This is a genomic window from Streptomyces sp. NPDC091209 (assembly GCF_044757755.1).
In the GTDB taxonomy this organism is placed as follows: Bacteria; Actinomycetota; Actinomycetes; order Streptomycetales; family Streptomycetaceae; genus Streptomyces.
This window is the reverse complement of the sequence record NZ_JBIVVR010000007.1, coordinates 1-17,399: the sequence shown is the minus strand read 5'-3', so window position 1 is coordinate 17,399 and position 17,399 is coordinate 1. Positions and strand designations below refer to the sequence as shown.

16 protein-coding genes, 1 rRNA gene and 1 pseudogene are annotated in these 17,399 nt (G+C 73.1%); 5 read left to right on the top strand and 13 right to left on the bottom strand.

What is annotated here, in order from left to right; genetic code table 11:
- Positions 1-3: 3 nt before the first annotated feature.
- Positions 4-78, top strand: coding sequence for a BBE domain-containing protein (locus tag ACIQRL_RS21045; RefSeq protein WP_401334430.1), 75 nt, complete (start codon positions 4-6; stop codon positions 76-78).
- Positions 79-164: 86 nt separating this feature from the next.
- Positions 165-1,793 carry a PucR family transcriptional regulator gene (locus ACIQRL_RS21040; protein WP_401333440.1) on the top strand — a complete coding sequence of 543 codons (1,629 nt, stop codon included), beginning with the start codon at positions 165-167 and terminating at the stop codon, positions 1,791-1,793.
- A 61-nt stretch (positions 1,794-1,854) separates the two neighbouring features.
- Here ACIQRL_RS21040 and ACIQRL_RS21035 read toward each other — a convergent pair whose 3' ends face one another.
- Positions 1,855-2,991: a glycosyltransferase family 4 protein gene (locus tag ACIQRL_RS21035; RefSeq protein WP_401333438.1), complete on the bottom strand. Its 1,137-nt coding sequence runs from the start codon at positions 2,989-2,991 to the stop codon at positions 1,855-1,857.
- Between the two features lie 571 nt (positions 2,992-3,562).
- A complete protein-coding gene (locus ACIQRL_RS21030) occupies positions 3,563-4,342 on the bottom strand; it encodes a hypothetical protein (protein WP_401333435.1) in 780 nt (259 codons plus the stop codon).
- 38 nt (positions 4,343-4,380) lie between these two features.
- Here ACIQRL_RS21030 and ACIQRL_RS21025 point away from each other — a divergent pair.
- Positions 4,381-4,509, top strand: a pseudogene (locus tag ACIQRL_RS21025) (UDP-N-acetylenolpyruvoylglucosamine reductase); the annotation flags it as partial.
- Positions 4,510-4,737: 228 nt separating this feature from the next.
- Here ACIQRL_RS21025 and recN read toward each other — a convergent pair.
- The 4 genes from recN to ACIQRL_RS21005 all read right to left on the bottom strand — a co-directional run bounded on the left by recN (position 4,738) and on the right by ACIQRL_RS21005 (position 8,711).
- Entirely contained in the window at positions 4,738-6,480 is a 1,743-nt protein-coding gene (gene recN / locus ACIQRL_RS21020; protein WP_401333432.1) for a DNA repair protein RecN, read from the bottom strand.
- A 138-nt stretch (positions 6,481-6,618) separates the two neighbouring features.
- Positions 6,619-7,527: an NAD kinase gene (locus ACIQRL_RS21015; RefSeq protein ID WP_261709914.1), complete on the bottom strand. Its 909-nt coding sequence runs from the start codon at positions 7,525-7,527 to the stop codon at positions 6,619-6,621.
- Complete coding sequence (locus ACIQRL_RS21010; RefSeq protein WP_401333429.1) at positions 7,524-8,339, bottom strand: TlyA family RNA methyltransferase; 816 nt, start codon at positions 8,337-8,339, stop codon at positions 7,524-7,526. The genes ACIQRL_RS21015 and ACIQRL_RS21010 overlap by 4 nt, the downstream gene beginning before the upstream one ends.
- Positions 8,340-8,393: 54 nt before the next feature.
- The gene (locus ACIQRL_RS21005) at positions 8,394-8,711 is read right to left on the bottom strand and encodes a hypothetical protein (protein ID WP_401333427.1); all 318 of its coding nucleotides are present in this window, start codon (positions 8,709-8,711) and stop codon (positions 8,394-8,396) included.
- A 42-nt stretch (positions 8,712-8,753) separates the two neighbouring features.
- Between ACIQRL_RS21005 and ACIQRL_RS21000 the strand changes: the two genes are divergently transcribed.
- The gene (locus tag ACIQRL_RS21000) at positions 8,754-9,101 is read left to right on the top strand and encodes an SCP2 sterol-binding domain-containing protein (RefSeq protein WP_401333424.1); all 348 of its coding nucleotides are present in this window, start codon (positions 8,754-8,756) and stop codon (positions 9,099-9,101) included.
- On the opposite strand, the gene ACIQRL_RS20995 is transcribed toward ACIQRL_RS21000, so the two are convergent.
- The 4 genes from ACIQRL_RS20995 to ACIQRL_RS20980 form a co-directional block, all read right to left on the bottom strand.
- Positions 9,085-9,975, bottom strand: coding sequence for an ABC transporter ATP-binding protein (locus ACIQRL_RS20995; protein WP_401334428.1), 891 nt, complete (start codon positions 9,973-9,975; stop codon positions 9,085-9,087). The genes ACIQRL_RS21000 and ACIQRL_RS20995 overlap by 17 nt on opposite strands.
- Before the next feature lie 17 nt (positions 9,976-9,992).
- Positions 9,993-11,069, bottom strand: coding sequence for a FecCD family ABC transporter permease (locus ACIQRL_RS20990; protein ID WP_401334425.1), 1,077 nt, complete (start codon positions 11,067-11,069; stop codon positions 9,993-9,995).
- Positions 11,070-11,080: 11 nt separating this feature from the next.
- Positions 11,081-12,124, bottom strand: coding sequence for a FecCD family ABC transporter permease (locus ACIQRL_RS20985; protein ID WP_401333421.1), 1,044 nt, complete (start codon positions 12,122-12,124; stop codon positions 11,081-11,083).
- 65 nt (positions 12,125-12,189) lie between these two features.
- Positions 12,190-13,218: an HAD hydrolase-like protein gene (locus ACIQRL_RS20980; RefSeq protein ID WP_401333418.1), complete on the bottom strand. Its 1,029-nt coding sequence runs from the start codon at positions 13,216-13,218 to the stop codon at positions 12,190-12,192.
- 72 nt (positions 13,219-13,290) lie between these two features.
- On the opposite strand from ACIQRL_RS20980, the gene ACIQRL_RS20975 reads away from it, so the two are divergent.
- Positions 13,291-14,583 carry a DUF1015 domain-containing protein gene (locus ACIQRL_RS20975; RefSeq protein WP_401333416.1) on the top strand — a complete coding sequence of 431 codons (1,293 nt, stop codon included), beginning with the start codon at positions 13,291-13,293 and terminating at the stop codon, positions 14,581-14,583.
- A gap of 85 nt (positions 14,584-14,668) precedes the next feature.
- On the opposite strand, the gene ACIQRL_RS20970 is transcribed toward ACIQRL_RS20975, so the two are convergent.
- The 3 genes from ACIQRL_RS20970 to rrf form a co-directional block, all read right to left on the bottom strand.
- Positions 14,669-15,595, bottom strand: a complete 927-nt coding sequence (locus ACIQRL_RS20970; RefSeq protein WP_401334422.1) for a hypothetical protein — start codon at positions 15,593-15,595, stop codon at positions 14,669-14,671.
- Complete coding sequence (locus tag ACIQRL_RS20965) at positions 15,478-17,133, bottom strand: hypothetical protein (RefSeq protein WP_401334505.1); 1,656 nt, start codon at positions 17,131-17,133, stop codon at positions 15,478-15,480. The genes ACIQRL_RS20970 and ACIQRL_RS20965 overlap by 118 nt, the downstream gene beginning before the upstream one ends.
- A gap of 173 nt (positions 17,134-17,306) precedes the next feature.
- A 5S ribosomal RNA gene (rrf, locus tag ACIQRL_RS20960) occupies positions 17,307-17,399 on the bottom strand; the annotation flags it as partial.

Here is a 17,399-nt window from a genome sequence, read left to right as displayed (position 1 = left end):
GCGGTGAAGGCCGCGTACGACCCGGACAACGTCTTCCGCTTCAACCACAACATCACCCCGGTACCGGCGGCCGCCTGACCGCGCCGCTCCCCGACGCTCCGGCGTCGTCGCTCGTCAGGGGCCGGAGATGCCCCGGGAACCCGTCCGCGGGTAGCGTCCGCTGCATGGACAGCCGTTACGACACCCAAGGCGCCGGAATCACCGTGCAGCGGGCCCTTGAGCTGCCCGGACTGCGCAGCGGGCTGCCGGAGATCATCGCGGGGGCCGACCGGCTGCAGCGGACCGTGCGCTGGGTGCACGCAGGCGAGGTCCCGAACATCGCCTCCCTGCTCAAGGGCGGCGAGCTGCTGCTGACCACCGGATACGGTCTCGGCACCCGCCCGGCCGACCAGCGCGCGTTCGTCCGCACCCTCGCCGAGCGCGGGATCGCGGCGCTCGTGGTGGAGCTCGGCCCGCGCTTCACCCGGCTGCCCGCCGCGCTCGTGGAGACGGCACGGTCCACCGGTCTGCCGCTGGTCCAGCTGCACCGCGAGGTGCCCTTCGTGACGGTCACGGAGGAGATCCACACCGAGATCGTCAACGGTCACTACGCACTGCTCCAGCAGGCCGAGGAGGTGCACCGGCGCTGCACCGAAGCCCTGCTCGGCGGCGGCGGAGTGCCTCAAGTCCTGCGCATTCTGGCCGACTTCAGCGGCAACCCGGTCTTCCTGGAGACCGCGGACGGACAGCTCCTGTACGCCGCCGGGGCCGGCTCCACGGGCGCCGACCCGCTCCAGGTCTGGGAGGGGCTGCGCGGCCAGCACAAGGAGGAGCCGCCCGCGGGGACCACCCTGGTGGACGTGCCCGGCGGCGGCCCCGGCACCGGTTCCGTACGCGCCCGCCTGGTTCTGCTGCCGGTCGGCGCGCCGGTCGCCCCGGTGCACCGGATCGCCGCCGAGCGGGCCGCCGGCATCCTGGCCGTCGTGCTGATGCAGGCCCGCCAGGAGGAGGAACTGGCGGCGCGGGGGCGCGGCGACTTCCTGACCGACCTCGCCGAGGGCCGCATCGAGGCCGAGGACGCGCCCGCGCAGGCCCGGGTGCTCGGCTTCAAGCCCGGCGGCAGCCCGCTCCTGCCGGTCGTGATGCGACTCGCCGACGGACTCGCCCCCGGCGGCGGCTGGGCGGTCCTGGCCCGTGCGGTCGCCGAGGAGCTGGCCTCGGTGGGTGTCCCGGTCCTGCTGGGCGTACGTCCCGTCGAGGGCCGGGTCCCGCTGCTGCTCGGCCTGCGCTCGGAGTCGGAGCGGGCGGCCGTCGCGGACCGTGTCGCGGCGGCGCTGCGGGCCGGGGTGGAGCGCGCGGGCATGCAGCGGCCCGGGGCGCAGCCGCCGGTGGTGGTGGTCGGGGTCGCGGGCGGCTGGGCGGCCGCCTCGGCGGGCCTGCGGCACGCGGCGGAGACGGCGACGGCCGCACAGGGGCTGTCGGACCGTCCCTGGTACGACGCGCGCCGCCTGGACATCGACCTGCTGCTGTGGCGGCTGCGCGAACACCCCGACCTGGCCGCCTTCGTGGAGCGCGCGATCGGTCCGCTCCGCGACCACGACGTCCGCTCCAAGCCGCCCCTGCTCCCCACCCTGCAGACGTACTTGGCGCACGCGGGCCGCAAGGCGGAGACCGCCCGCGAGCTGCATCTCAACCGGCAGACCCTCTACAACCGCCTCGCCAGGATCGGCGAGTTGCTGGGCACGGACCTGGACGACCCGCAGACGGTACTGGCGTTGAGTCTGGCCCTGCGGGCACGCAGACACGTTCCCTGACCGGTGCCGGTCCCCTGGCCGACGTCAGGTCCCCGGCCCGCGTCAGTCCTCCTGACCGGCGTCAGCCCAGCGGCCGGGGCTGCGTGAACTCGTCGTAGACGCTCAGCACTTGGGCGACCGTCTCGTCCTCGGTCGGCCAAGTCGCCGCCTGCCGGGCGCCCTTCTCCCGCAGGACCTCCTGGCGCGCGGGATCGGCGAGCAGCCGCACGACGGCGTCGCCGAACGCCTTCGCGTTGCCGTACGGGACGAGTTCGGCCGCGTCGCCGACCATCTCGGGAATGCCCCCTACCGCTGTGGCGACCAGCGGCACGCGCGCGTGCAGGGCCTCCTGCGCCAGCACCGAGCGCGACTCCCATCTGCTCGGCAGCACCGCGAGGTCGGCGGCGGCGAGCAGTTCCGTGATGTCGTCGCGCCGCCCGATGAGCCGGACGGGCAGCTCCTCGTCCTCGATCCGGCGCTGGAGAACGGCGCGCAACGGCCCCTCCCCCGCGATCACCAGCAGCGGCACGGGATCGAGGCGGCACCAAGCGCGCGAGGCGTCCAGCAGCGTGTGGTAACCGCGGTGCCGGTCGAGTGAGCCGACGGCCATGAGCAACGGACGGCCGGTCGAGCCGAGTTCGGCCCGCGCCTTCTGCCGGCACCGGTCGGGTTCGGCGGGCTCCACGGGCGGGCGCGGAGCCGGAAGAGCGACGGCGGCGAGCCGCGCGTCCCGCGCTCCCCTGCTGCGCGCCCGGTCCACCAGGTCGGACGAGGTCCCGAGCACCACGGCGGCGGCTCTGGCGACCCGCCGCTCCAGGAGCCGCAGGACGTGGGCCCGAGCGCCGTCGGCCTCCGAGCGGGTGTGCCAGGTGACGACAAGGGGAACGCGCCGTCCGCTGAGGGCCAGCGCCGCCCGCAGCGCCGCGTGCAGCCCGTGCGCGTGCACGAGATCGGCGTCCGCGCAGGCGGCCCGCAGCGCGGACACGGAGGCCGGGTCGCTGCTGCGGGGCACGGGAACGTGGTGCGCGCCGACCCCGGTGAAGCCGTACACGCGGTCCGCCTCGGCGGGAGCGCAGACGGTGACCCTTACCCCCCGGGCGACCAGGCCGGCGGCCAGCGACCGCACATGCGCGCTGCTGCCCGCGCTGCCTCCGCCGAGCACCTGCACGGTGCGCAGCGGCGACTGGCCGTGCGGTGAGTGGCTGCTCACGTGGCTCACGTGGCCGGGGCTCCTGGTTCGGCGTCGGACGGTCACGAGGATACGTACAGAAGGGTCGCGCAAAGGGGGGTAACCGCACGTCGTGCACCGCGTACTACGCCAAGGATGCCAGGCCGCCCGGGCGTTCCGGCACCGCCATCACGACGAGGGCACGTCAGACGGGGCAACCCCGCGACGACGATCACCCGCACGAGTGATGAGTAGCCCATTCCGGGGAGGCCCGAGCCGCGGAGGACCCCACCCGGCGCCCACGACCACCCACGTCTCGCGCGTCACTCCGACGTCATGGCGACGATCCTCACCTCGTGAGCCACCCCCGCCTCGCGAATGCCGTAACTCACCGCAGAACACGTCGGTACCGAGGAAGCACTCCCGCATCGCGAGCCACCCCGAGCTCGGCAATGCCCTCACAGACCACGCGTTCCTCCGCTGTCGTGGGTGGGGATGCCCTCCGCGTCGCGAGCCACCCCGGTGCCGGGAAGTCCCTCCGCACATCGCACGCACCCCGGCTCGGGGGTGCACCCGCACAGCGCGCGGCGCGTCCGGCGTCACGCGGCGCGCCCCGGAGGCATCACTCCCCGGTGCGCCCCAACGTCTCCGCCGCCCGGCTGACCTTCTCCCCGAGGGCCGTCGCGGCCACCAGGGCCGCCGCATGGGCGGCGAGACCCGCCCGGCCGTTGCCCAGGGCGATGGCGGTACCCAGGGTCGCGCCCAGCGCGTGGGCACCCGTGTCACCGATCATGGCGCGCTCGCCGAGGTCGTCGGCCAGTACGGCGGCGACGGCACCCGTCGCCACCGCGGACAGCCGCCCCGCGTCCCCACCGCACAGCAGCCCGGGCACGCCCAGCGCGAGGACGGCGCCGGCGGCCCGCCCCGGACGCACATCGACGAGGTTGACGAAATGGGCCGTACCGGCGATCACGACTCCCGCGAGCAGTTTGTCGACGGGCCGCTCCTTGAGCACCGCCCCGGCCACCAGACCGGCCGCCGCGATCCCGAACAACTTGACCGCCCCGCTGGTCACTCGGCCGTCGCGCAGCGCCCCCAGATGCGCCCGGAACCCCCGCCGCGGGTCACCCGCGCCGACGACGTCGTCGTACGCGCCGCACGCACCGGCGACGGCGACCGCTCCCGCGGCGGCGGGGTGGACCCGTGCCGCCGCGAAGGCCGAGCCCACGGCGGTCGCGGGGCCCGCGTAGAGCTCGACGGTCCGCCCGGCGTAGTTGTCGCTGGTCCAGCGGGCGGGGCCACCGGGCGGGTTGGAACGCAGGGCGGCTACGCACACACGCGTGACCGCGGCAGCGGTACCGAATCCCACAATCCGTCCCATGTGCTCCATCCGCGTGATCATGTGATCACCCTAAAGGGGCGTGCGAAACGGTCCGGACGTTCGCCGCGTTCCACGCGCGCGTGAAGGAGCGGCTCGGCGCGGACGCCGTACCGCCGGCGTACGCGGCCGGTGAGGGCCACACCAAGACCTCTGCGGCCTGGCTGCTCGACAAGTCGGGCTTCACCAAGGCCGGGAACACGGTCCGGACACCGGGAGCACGGAACGACGGCCGGGCGAACGCGACACGACCGCGCTGAGCGGCGCTGAGCCGCGGCGCGGCAACGCGGCGCGGCAACCCGGCGCGGCAACCCGGCGCGGCAACCCGGCGCGGTCGAGGAACGACCGCGGAACGACCGCGGAACGACCGCGCCGAAACCGCTCGGCGGGTGGCCCGGCCCGCGGGGCGGGCCACCCGGCTAGCCGTCGGCGCGGGCCGTCGCGAGCAGTTCCTCCGCGTGGGCCCGAGCCGTCTCGGAGTCCTCCTGGCCGGCGAGCATCCGGGACAGTTCGCGAATCCGCTCCTCGCCCTCCAGCACCTTCACGCCGGACCGGGTCACCGACCCGTCGTTCGTCTTCTCGACCAGCAGTTGCCGGTCGGCGAAGGCGGCGACCTGCGGCAGGTGCGTCACGACGACGACCTGCGCGGTCCGGGCGAGCCGCGCCAGCCGGCGCCCGATCTCGACCGCGGCCTTGCCGCCGACCCCCGCGTCGACCTCGTCGAAGAGATACGTCGGCACCGGGTCAGTCCCCGCGAACACGACCTCCACGGCGAGCATCACGCGCGAGAGCTCACCGCCGGACGCCCCCTTGGCGATGGGCCGCGGCGGCGCCCCGGGGTGCGGGGCGAGCAGCAGTTCCACCTCGTCGACACCGACCGGGCCGTAGGCCACCGGACGTCCCCCGACCTCCACCCCCTCCGGGTCGTCGGTCTGCCGGAGTTCGAAGGACACGCGCGCGTGGGGCATGGCGAGCGAGGCCAGCTCGGCGGTCACGGCGGCGGCGAACCGCTCGGCCGCCTCCGTACGGGCGTCCGTCAGCGCCTGGGCCAGTCCGCCCAGTTCGCCGCGCAGCGCGTCCCGCTCGGCGGTCAGCTCGTCGAGCCGGTCGTCGTCGCCGTCGAGTTCGGTGAGCCGCTCGGCGCTCCGCTCGGCCCAGGCGAGCACGGCGTCGATGTCCTCGCCGTACTTCCGGGTGAGCTGGGTGAGGGCGGCCCGGCGTTCCTCGACCGCGGACAGCCGCAGCGGGTCGGCGTCGAGATCGTCGGCGTAGCCCGCGAGTTCGCCCGCCACGTCACCGAGGAGGATGGCGATCTCGCCGATCCGCCCGGACAGTGTGGCGAGGGCCGAGTCGTGCGACCGTACGGCCTCCAGGGTCCGGTGGGCGCCCGCGACGAGCGTGGCCGCGTCGATGCCCTCCGGGTCCTCGGGGTTGCCGGCCAGCGCCGCGTGGGCGGCCGTGGCGGCCGACGCCAGCGCCTCCGCGTGACCGAGCCGCTCCGCCTCCGCCGCCAGCTCCACGTCCTCGCCCGCGCGCGGCTCCACGGCCGCGACCTCGTCGAGTCCGAAGCGCAGCAGGTCGGCTTCCTGGACCCGTTCCCGCGCGCGCGTGGTGATCTCGTCCAGCTCGGCCGAGATGGCCCGCAGCCGACGGTATGCGCCCGCGTACTTGGCGAGCGGCACGGCGACCGCGTCCCCCGCGTACCGGTCGAGGGCCTGCCGCTGCCGGGACAGCTTGAGCAGTCCCTGCTGGTCGGTCTGGCCGTGCACCGCGACGAGTTCGTCGGCGAGTTCGGCGAGCACGCCCACCGGCACCGAGCGCCCGCCCAGGTGCGCGCGTGAGCGCCCCTCGGCGGAAACGGTACGGCTGATCAGCAGCACACCGTCTTCGAGCTCGGCGCCCGCTTCCTCGGCCCGTACGACGGCCGTCCCGCCCGCGGGTACGCTGATCCGCCCCTCCACGACGGCGCTCTTGGCGCCGATCCTCACGAGGGCCGGGTCCGCGCGCCCGCCCAGCAGCAGCCCGAGGCTGGTGACCACCATCGTCTTGCCCGCACCGGTCTCACCGGTCACGGCGGTGAAGCCTGGTGACAGCTCGACGACCGCGTCGTCGATGACTCCGAGCGACCGTATCCGCATCTCCTCCAACACGTCCCCGACCATACGAGGTTTTCCCAGCCCTGTGCGACGCCGCCCCCCGCAAAGAGAACCGAGCGTTACCTTCCGGGGGTGATCTCGTTCGCCGTCGGCCCGTGCGGAGGCGGCCCGGCACCCGGGGCGGAACCCGGGTGCCGCGCGCGTCTACTGGTGCGGCGCCCCGCGCCACCCGGAGACCGGCAGCGCGAACTTGGCCACGAGCCGGTCGGTGAAGGACGCGTGGTGCAGCCGGGCCAGCCGCACCGGCACGGCCCCGCGCCGCACCTCGACGCGCGCACCGGGCGGCAGCTCCACCGTGCGCCGCCCGTCGCACCACAGCACGCCCGGCGGGACGTGCGGCAGGACCTCCACGGCGAGCACCGAGTCCGGTGAGGTGACCAGCGGTTTGGCGAACAGGGCGTGGGCGCTGATCGGCACCATCAGCAGCGCCTCGACCTCGGGCCAGACCACGGGCCCGCCCGCGGAGAAGGCGTACGCCGTCGACCCGGTCGGAGTCGCGCAGACGATCCCGTCGCAGCCGAACCCGGTGACGGGGCGCCCGTCGATCTCCAGCACCACTTCGAGGAGCTTCTCGGCGGACACCTTCTGCACGGCCGCCTCGTTCAGCGCCCAGTCGGTGTGCACGATGTCGCCGTTGCGGTGCACGACCACATCGACGGTCATGCGTTCCTCGACCTCGTACGCCTTGGTGACGACGCGGTCGACGACCTTGTCCAGGTCGTCGCGCTCGGCCTCGGCGAGAAAACCGACCCGCCCGAGGTTGACGCCGAGCATCGGCACGCCGGAGGCACGGGCGAACTCGGCGCCGCGCAGCAGCGTTCCGTCACCGCCCAGGACGATGAGCAGCTCGCAGCCGTCGAGACACTGCGGAGTCGCCTCCTGGACCAGCTCCACCTCGTCCGGCAGCGGCAGATCTGCCGCCTCGGCCGCCAGCACCCGTACGCCGATCCCGGAGCGCAGCAGCCCCTGGACGACCAGTTCGGCACTGCGGATGGCTGCCGGCCGCCCGGTGTGGGCCAGCAGGAAAACAGTACGAGCTCGGGTCTGTGTCAACGCGGCCCCTCCGCCACTGCACGGTCAACGTCGGCCGGGTCGAGTTCGGGTGCCCCGGCACGCAGCCACAGAAAGTACTCGACGTTGCCCGACGGTCCGGGCAACGGGCTCGCGGTCACGCCCTTCACTCCGAGCCCCAGTTCGTGGGCCCGCCCCGCCACACCGCGCACCGTCTCGGCGCGCAGCTCCGGGCTGCGCACGACACCGCCGCTGCCCAGCCGGTCCTTCCCCACCTCGAACTGCGGCTTGACCATCATCACCAGGTCGGCATCCGGCGCCGTGCACCGCGCGAGGGCGGGCAGCACCAGTCCGAGCGGGATGAAGGACAGATCCCCGACAACAAGGTCCACGGGCTCCCCATCGATCGCCTCCAACGTCAACTCGCGTACGTTCGTACGGTCCTTGACGGTGACGCGTTCATCGCTTTGGAGAGACCAGGCGAGTTGTCCGTAACCGACGTCCACGGCGACGACATGGGCGGCGCCCGCGCGCAGCAGGACGTCGGTGAAGCCTCCGGTGGACGCGCCGGCGTCCAGCGCCCGCCGCCCCTCGACCTTCAGGCCCTCGGGCCCGAAGGCGGCGAGCGCTCCGGCGAGCTTGTGTCCGCCGCGCGAGACGTAGTCGGGGTCGTTCTCGTCCGTGCTGACCACGATCGCCGCGGCCGTCTCGACCTGCGTGGCGGGCTTGGTCGCGAGGGTCTTGCCCACGCTGACCCGGCCCGCGGCGATCAGCTGTCCGGCGTGCTCGCGTGATCGGGCGAGCTTCCTGCGGACCAGCTCGGCGTCGAGGCGGCGGCGTGCCACTCCTGCCACGTTCGGTTCAGCTCCTGCGGTCGTACGGCATGGACGGGTGTGCCCTCAAGGGTCTCATCGGGGGCCGGCGGTCGGGTGACCGGCGGGAGCCGGAGCTCCCGGGCGGACGTCGAGCGCGGTGAGCGCGTCGCGCAGCCCCCGGTGCACATCCTCGTACACCTCGACGTGTCCGTCCGTGGCGAGGTGGTCGGCGTCGGCCAGCCGGCCGAGCTGTGCGTCGACGTCGGCGTTGCCCGAGGGGACGCGCGGGACGTTCAGCGGGGCTGGTGCGGCGGGGTCGTACGCGGGCTCCGGCTCCGCTTCGGCGGACGGTCCCGGCTCCCCCGCGGTCACGGCCTCGGGGAGCTCGGCCCCGGGAACTGAGTCGTTCATGCCCCGACGCTACCGCGAAGGGCTGCGGTACGGTCGATCACGATGGCGACGATTGAGGAGTGCCGCACCGCACTCGACAAGCTTTCGGACAACATGGCGAGCGCCGAAGGGGACGTACGCACCGCTGCGGCCCTGGACCGCTCGCTGAGCTGCCGAATCACCGACCTGGACATCACCTTCGTCGGCCGCCTCAAGGGCGGCCGGATCGAGGTGCTCGACACACTCCAGGGCCCGCCCCCCGAGCGGGCCCAGATCCGTCTGACCATGAACGGCGACGATCTGGTGTCGATGGTGAACGGCGAGCTGAACTTCGCGAGGGCCTGGGGCTCGGGCCGGGTGAAGCTGGAGGCGGGCCTGCGCGACCTGTTCCGGCTCAGGACGCTTCTGTAGCCGCCGCGGCGGCGCGGGGCCTCGCCCGGCGTGCCGCGGGCACCACGAGCGGGGTCCCGGTCTCCGGGTCGTCGATGACCTGGCAGCGCAGCCCGAAGACCTCCTCGACCAGGTCGGCCGTGACGATGTCGTTCGGCGCGCCCTCCGCGACGACCTCGCCGCCGCGCAGGGCGATCAGGTGGGTGGCGTACCGGGCCGCGTGGTTGAGATCGTGCAGTACGGCGACCAGGGTGCGGCCCTGTGTCTCGTGGAGCTCGGCGCACAGGTCGAGGACGTCGATCTGGTGCTGGATGTCGAGGTAGGTCGTCGGCTCGTCCAGGAGGAGCAGCGGGGTCTGCTGCGCCAGCGCCATCGCGATCCACACGCGCTGGCGCTGGCCGCCGGACAATTCGTCGACATAGCGATCGGCGAGCTCGGCGACCCCGGTCGAGGCCATCGACTCCTGGACCACCCGCTCGTCCTCCGCCGACCACTGGCGGAGCAGGCCCTGGTGCGGATAGCGGCCCCGGCCGACGAGGTCACCGACCGTGATCCCGTCCGGCGCGATCGACGACTGCGGCAGCAGCCCGAGGGTGCGGGCCACCTTCTTCGCGGGCATCGACCGGATGGCCTGTCCGTCGAGCAGCACCCTCCCCGCCGAGGGCTTCAGCATGCGCGAAAGGGCGCGCAGCAGCGTGGACTTGCCGCAGGCGTTCGGGCCGACGATCACCGTGAAGGAGTGGTCGGGGATCTCCACGGACAGGTTCTCCGCGATGACGCGCTGGTCGTAGCCGAGGGTGACGTTGTCGGCGGACAGGCGGTTCACAGTGCTCCTTCGGGTGTTCTCGTGCGCCTGGTCGTTCGCACGCGCGGCGTTCTTCGGCCGGCCGGCCATCGGGTTCGCCGGGCTGCTCATATCCGGCCCGCCTTGCGTTCGGTGACCAGCAGCCACAGCAGATAGACGCCGCCGAGGACGCCGGTCACGACGCCGACGGGCAGCTGGTCGGCACCGAAGGCCCGCTGCGAGGCCCAGTCCGCGACGATGAGCAGGGTCGCCCCCATGCACATCGACGGCACCAGGTTCGGTCCGGGCGACCGGGTGAGCCGCCGGGCGAGCTGCGGCGCGGTGAGCGCCACGAAACCGACCGGCCCCGCGGCGGCCGTGGCACCCGCGGTGAGCAGGACGGCGGCCAGCATCAGCAGCAGCCGCGTCCGCTCGACACTCACTCCGAGGGCGTACGACACGTCGTCGCCCATCTCCATCATCCGCAGCCCGCGCGCGTTGCCGAGGACGAGGGGGACGAGGACGGCGCACATGATGAGCAGCGGCCAGACCTGCGCCCAGTCACGGCCGTTGAGGGAACCGGTCATCCAGACGACGGCGCGGGCCGCGTCGACGATGTCGGCCTTGGTGAGGAGGTAGCCGTTGACCGCCGTGACGATCGAGGAGACGCCGATACCGACCAGGACCAGCCGATAGCCGTGCACGCCCCGCTTCCACGCGAGCAGATAGATGGCGAGCCCGGTCACGAGTCCGCCGACGAGCGCCCCGAGGGCGACCTCGGTCGCGCTGCCCGAGTACAGCACGATCATGATGAGCGCGCCGGCCGTGGAACCCTGTCCGAGCCCGAGTACGTCGGGGCTGCCCAGCGGGTTGCGGGAGATGGACTGGAAGAGCGCTCCGCCGAGCCCGAGCGAGGCCCCCACCAGCAGGCCGACGAGGACGCGCGGCAGCCGCAGGTCGTCGACGATGAACTCCTGGCTCGCGCTGCCGTCGCCGGCCAAGGTCTTGAGCACATCGCCGGCCGGGATCGGGAAGTCGCCGGTGCCGATGAGCACCACGCTCGCGGTGGCCGCGGCCACCAGCAGCAGTACGACCACCGTGAACGTGCGGATGTCGAGGCGGAAGGACAGGCCGTCGCCGGTGCGGACGGCGCGGACGCGGCGCGCGGGAGACCCCGGAACGCGTTGGGCCCGGGCGGTTCGGATACGTGGGGTCGTCACAGCTGCGCCGTCCTCCGTCGCCGTACGAGAAAGATGAAGACCGGACCGCCCAGGACGGCGGTGACGATGCCGACCTGAAGCTCCGCCGGCCGGGCGACCATCCGGCCCAGAACGTCGGCGCCGAGCAGCAGCACGGGCGACAGGACGGTGGCGTACGGCAGGATCCAGCGCAGGTCGGGCCCGGTGAAGGAGCGGACGACGTGCGGGACCATCAGTCCGACGAACACGATCGGTCCGCAGGCGGCGGTCGCGGCGCCGCACAGCACGGTCGCGGCGGCCATGGAGAGCGCCCGGGTGCGGTTCAGGTCGGCGCCGAGCGCGCGGGCGGTGTCGTCGCCCATGGCCACCGCGTTCAGCGGCCGGGCGAGGGCCAGCGCGAGGAGCGTGCCGACGGCGAGGAAGGGGGCCACCTGCTCGATCGTCGAGTCGGTCGCGGAGGCGAGCGAACCGACCGTCCAGAAGCGCATCTTGCCGAGCGCCGCGTCATCCATGATCATCACGGCCTGCAGATAGCCGTACAGCGCGGCGCTGATGGAGGTTCCGGCGAGCGCGAGCCGCACCGGGGTCGCGCCCCGGCTGCCGCCCAGGAACCAGACCAGGGCTCCGACGGCGGCCGCCCCGACGAAGGCGAACCAGACATAGCCGCTCAGCGAGGTGACACCGAAGTAGGTGATCGCGGTGACGACCGCGGCGGACGCGCCCGCGTTGATGCCGAGCAGACCGGGGTCGGCCAGCGGATTACGGGTGAGCGCCTGGAGGACGGCGCCGGACAGCCCGAGCGCGGCGCCGACCAGCAGCCCGAGCACGGTCCGGGAGATCCGGTCGCCGACCACGACGTCGGAGTACGTCCCCGAGTCGTGGAACAGGCCGTGCCACACCTGGTCCAGCGGCAGCGCTTTCGCCCCGATCGCGATACTCGCCAGCGCGACCAGCAGCAGGACACCCACGCAGACGAGGAGCCCAAGTGTCCGTATCGCCCGGCGGGTCGGGGGCGCGGGGGCGGTTTCCGCGCACTGTTCAGGAGGACTGTCGACCAACACGAAGTTAGGTTAGCCTACCCTCGCATCGTTCATCGATCCGCCCGCCGCACCCCGCCCCCGGGCGCCTAGAGTCCGAGCCGCGCCAGCGCCTTCCCTCCGTCCAGCTCGCAACTGCCCTCTCCCGCGGCCGTCCACGCCGCCGCGCACAGGGCCCTCAGGCCGTCGAGGGCCTCTCCCTCGCCCGCCAGCTCGAACTCCTCACTGCCCGCCGTCGCCGTCCAGCCTCCGCAGCGGAACCCGGCGCCCGCTTCGACGACCTCGGGCTGCCCGGTGAGCATTCCGCGCAGATCGGCGTCGACGTACGTCGGCCGGTGCTGCGGCGGCGCGGCGAGGAGCTGCGCGCCGTCCGTCACACCGGTGAGGACGAGCAGCGAGTCCACCTCTCCGTTGAACGCGCCCTCGATGTCCGTGTCCAGCCGGTCACCGACCACCAGCGCCCGCTCGGCCCCGGTCCGCAGAATCGTCTCGCGGTGCATCGGGGGCAACGGCTTGCCCGCCACCTGCGGCTCGGCACCCGTGGCGATCCTGACGACCTCCACCGCCGCGCCGTTCCCCGGCGCGATCCCGCGCGCGCCCGGAATCGTCAGATCCGTGTTGGAGGCGAACCAGGGCACCCCACGCGCGATGGCGTAACACGCCTCCGCGAAGCGCGACCAGGTCAGATCGGGACCGCCGTACCCCTGTACAACCGCGACGGGCTCGTCCTCCGCCGAGTCGACCGGCTCCAGCCCGCGCTCACGGAGCGCGACCCGCAGCCCCTCGCCGCCGATGACCAGCACGCGCGCGCCCGCGGGCACCTGCTCGCTGATGAGCCGGGCCACGGCCTGCGCCGAGGTGATGACATCCGAGGCCACCGTCGGTATGCCCAGCTCCGTGAGGTGCTCGGCGACCGCGTCCGGAGTGCGCAGCGCGTTGTTGGTGACGTACGCGAGGTGCATTCCGCCCGCGCGCGCCGTCCCGAGGGACTCGACGGCGTACGCGATGGCGTGACCGCCCGCGTACACCACGCCGTCCAGATCCAGCAGCGCCGTGTCATAGGCCTCGCTCAGGGCCTGGCCACTGCCTTCGGGCCGCGTCCTGACGGTCTGGCTCATTGCGCATCGCTCCTCGTTCGATCCCTTTGCCCCGATCATCGCGCATGCCACTGACACACTTACGATGCCCCAATGAACTATGCAGGTCCCGAGGAGGAAACACCGGCAGGGAGCGGCCTCGAACTCACCCCGTTCCGAGGCCTGCGCTACGACCCCGACCGGGTCGGCAGCCTGGCCGCCGTGACATCCCCGCCGTACGACGTGATCGTCCGGCCCGACGGACTGCTCGAACTCGAGTCGGCCGACCCGTACAACATCGTCCGGCTGATCCTCCCGCAGGACGGCACCCCCGCCGCCCGCAACAGGCAGGCCGCCGACACGCTGCGCGACTGGCTGTCGGAGGGCGTTCTGGCAGCCGATCCCGTGCCGGGCCTGTACGTGTACGAGCAGCGCGACGGCGACCTGCTGCAACGGGGCGTGATCGGCAGCCTGCGCCTGTCCGAGCCGGCCGACGGCGTCGTCCTCCCGCACGAGGACGTGATGCCGCACATCATCGCGGACCGCGCGGCCCTGATGCGCGCCACCTCCGCCAACCTCGAACCCCTGCTGCTGACGTATCGCGGCAACGGATCCGGCTACGGCACGGCCGCCGTCATCGAACGCACCGCCACCCGGCCGCCGCTGCTGTCCACCACCACGGAGGACGGCATCAGCCACCGTCTGTGGGCGGTCACGGATCCGGCGGGGCTCTCCGAGATCCGGACAGATCTCGGCCGGCACCAGGCCCTGATCGCCGACGGCCATCATCGCTGGGCGACGTATCTGCGTCTACGCGCGGAGCATCCCTCGCCGAGCCCCTGGGACTACGGTCTGGTCCTCCTGGTGGACACCGCGCGCTACCCGCTGCGCGTCCGGCCCATCCACCGCCTGCTGCACCGCCTGCCGGTCGCCGAGGCGCTGGCCGCCCTCGGGGACTCCTTCCGTGTACGCCACCTCGACGTGCCCCTCGGCGAGGCCCTGGAGGCACTCTCCGCGGCGGCCGCCGAGGGGAACGCCTTCCTGCTCGCCGGCGACGGCGCCTTCCACCTGGTCGACCGCCCGTCGCCGGACCTCCTCGCCCGTACGATCCCGGCCGACCGCCCGGAGGCCTGGCGCACGCTGGACGCGACGGTCCTGCACGCCGTACTCCTCGACCATGTGTGGGGCATCCCGGAGGACTCCCCCGCGCACATCGCGTACATCCACGACACGATTGCCACGGTCGAGAAGGCGGAACAGGACGGAGGCACGGCCGTCCTGATGCACCCGGTCCACGAGGAGGTCGTACGCGATCTCGCCCGCCAGGGGGTCACGATGCCGCGCAAGTCGACGTCGTTCGGCCCGAAGCCGGCGTCGGGACTGGTCCTGCGGGCGCTGGCTCCCTGACGGTCGCGGCCCCGGAAACGCCACGTGGGCGGCGGTACACCTTCCGGTGTCCCGCCGCCCACGTGTTTGCGCCGCGGTACCGGCGTCAGCTCTGAGGACGGTGAGGAGCGTCGTCCTCGCGGTCGTCCTCGTCGCTGTCGAGGTCGTCGTCCTCATCCTCGTCTTCGAGGTCGTCGACGTCGTCCGTGATCCCGTCCGTGGTCACGGACTCGATCTCGTCGTCCTCGTCGTCCTCGTCGTCGTCCTGGTGCTCGTCCTCGGCGCGGATCTCCGTCCCGGCCTCGGACGCGGTCACCCGGCCGTTCTCGGCCTCCTCGTCCTCCTCGACGAGCGCGTCCACGAACTCGACGCCGTCCAGCTCCGCGAGCCGGTCGGAGGCGTCCGTGCTGCTGTCCTTGTCGGACTCGACCGTCTTGGCGAACCACTCGCGCGCTTCGCTCTCCCGCCCGGCGGCGAGAAGCGCGTCGGCGTAGGCGTACCGCAGTCGCGCGGTCCAGGGCTGAACGGAGTTCGAGGCGAGCTCCGGGCTCTGAAGGGTGACGATGGCGGCTTCGAGCTGATCCATGTCACGCCGGGCGCCGGCCGCCACGAGCCGCATCTCGACCTGGCTCGCCTTGTCCAGCTTCTGCACCTCGGGCGCCCCGGCCATCTCCAGCGCCTTCTCAGGCCGGCCGAGACCCCGCTCGCAGTCCGCCATCACGGGCCACAGCTCCACGCTGCCGGTCATCCGGCGCGCCGCGCGGAACTCGGCGAGCGCCTCGCTGTACTTCTGGTTCGCGTACGCCGCGAACCCGGCCGCCTCGCGCACGGCGGCGACACGCGACGCCAGCCGCAGGGCGATCCTCGAGTACTCGTAAGCGCCCTCGGGGTCCTCGTCGATGAGCCGGGCCACCATCACCAGGTTGCGGGAGACGTCCTCGGCGAGGCCCTTGGGCAGGCTCTGGAGCTCCTGCCGTACGTCCTTGTCGATCTCCTCGCCCGTGACGTCGTCCGGGATCGGCAGCCGCTTGATCGGCTCACGGTCCCGCTCCCGCTCGTCGCGGAAACGACCGCCACCGCGCCGGTCGTCGCCCCCGCGGTCGTCACGGCCACGGAAGCCACCGGGACGACCGCCCCGGTCGTCGCCGCGCGGTCCACCACGGCCACGGTCGTCGCGTCCCCGGTCGTCACGGCCACGGAAGCCACCGCCGCGGCTGTCGTCGCGGCGGTCATCACGCCGGTCGTCACGACGGAACCCGCCACGGTCGTCGTCACGACGCGGGCTGCTGGGCCGGTCGTCACGACGGGGGGTGCTGGGCCGGTCGTCACGACGGAAGGGCGGACGGTCGCTGTCCCTGCGCTCGTCGCGACGGAAGTCGCCACCGGCGCGGTTGTCGTCACGACGGAATCCGCCGCGGTCGTCATCACGGCGCGGGCTGCTGGGGCGCTCGTCACGTCGGTCGTCGCGACGGAAACCGCCACGGTCATCGCTGCGACGCTCGTCGCGACGGAAGTCGCCGCCGCCGCGGTTGTCGTCACGACGGAAGCCACCGCGGTCGTCATCACGGCGCGGGGTGCTCGGACGGTCGTCACGCCTGTCGTCACGGCGGAAGTCGCCGCCGCCACGGTTGTCGTCGCGACGGAACCCACCGCGGTCGTCGTCACGACGCGGGGTGCTCGGACGGTCGTCACGACGGAAGGGCGGACGGTCCGCGTCGCGACGGGGGCCACGGTCGTCGCGACGGTCGTCACGGCGGAACTCACCGCGGCTGTCGTCGCGGCGGAAGCCGCCGCCACCACTGCCACCACGGTCGTCACGGCGGAAGCCGCCACCACCGCCGGTGCCCGTACCGCCACGGTTGTCGTCGCGGCGGAAGCCGCCACCACTACCGCCACCGCGGCTGTCATCGCGACGGAAACCACCGCCACCACTGCCACCACGGTCGTCGCGACGGAAGCCGCCACCACTACCGCCACCGCGGCTGTCGTCACGACGGAAGCCTCCGCCACCACTGCCACCACGGTCGTCACGGCGGAAGCCGCCACCACCGCCGGTGCCCGTACCGCCACGGTTGTCGTCGCGACGGAAACCGCCACCACTACCGCCACCACGGTTGTCATCGCGACGGAAACCACCGCCACCACTGCCTCCACTGCCACCACGGTCGTCGCGACGGAAGCCGCCACCACTACCGCCACCGCGGCTGTCGTCACGACGGAAGCCTCCGCGATCGTCATCGCGACGCGGGCTGCCGGCCCGATCGTCGCGGTTGAAGGCAGGGCGGTCGCCGTCGCGGCGCGGGCCGCTCGGACGGTCGTCACGACGGAACGGCGGCCGGCCGCCCCGATCGCCCTCGCGACGGTCGTCGCGGCCACGGAAGCCGCCACCACCACTGCCGGCGCCGGTGCCGGTGCCGGTGCCGGTGCCGCCACGGTTGTCGTCACGACGGAAGCCGCCGCGATCGCCCTCACGGCGATCGTCACGCCGGCCGGAGCTGCCACGGTCGTTGTCACGGCGGTCGTTGTCTCGGCGCGGGCCCCCGCGGTAGTCACCGCGGTCACCACTGTCACGACGGCGCTGGTCGCGCTCCGGTCGCTCGTCGGGAGAGTTGGTGGACATGGGTGACTCCTGTCATCGGTACCGCAAGTCATTCTCGCGCAGCCGAGTACTCGGCGCGCTTCGGAAAAAACAAAAGGACCCCTGGTTCCAGCGAGTCGCTGGGACCAGGGGTCCTCCAAAGATTGTTCGGCGGCGTCCTACTCTCCCACAGGGTCCCCCCTGCAGTACCATCGGCGCTGTGAGGCTTAGCTTCCGGGTTCGGAATGTAACCGGGCGT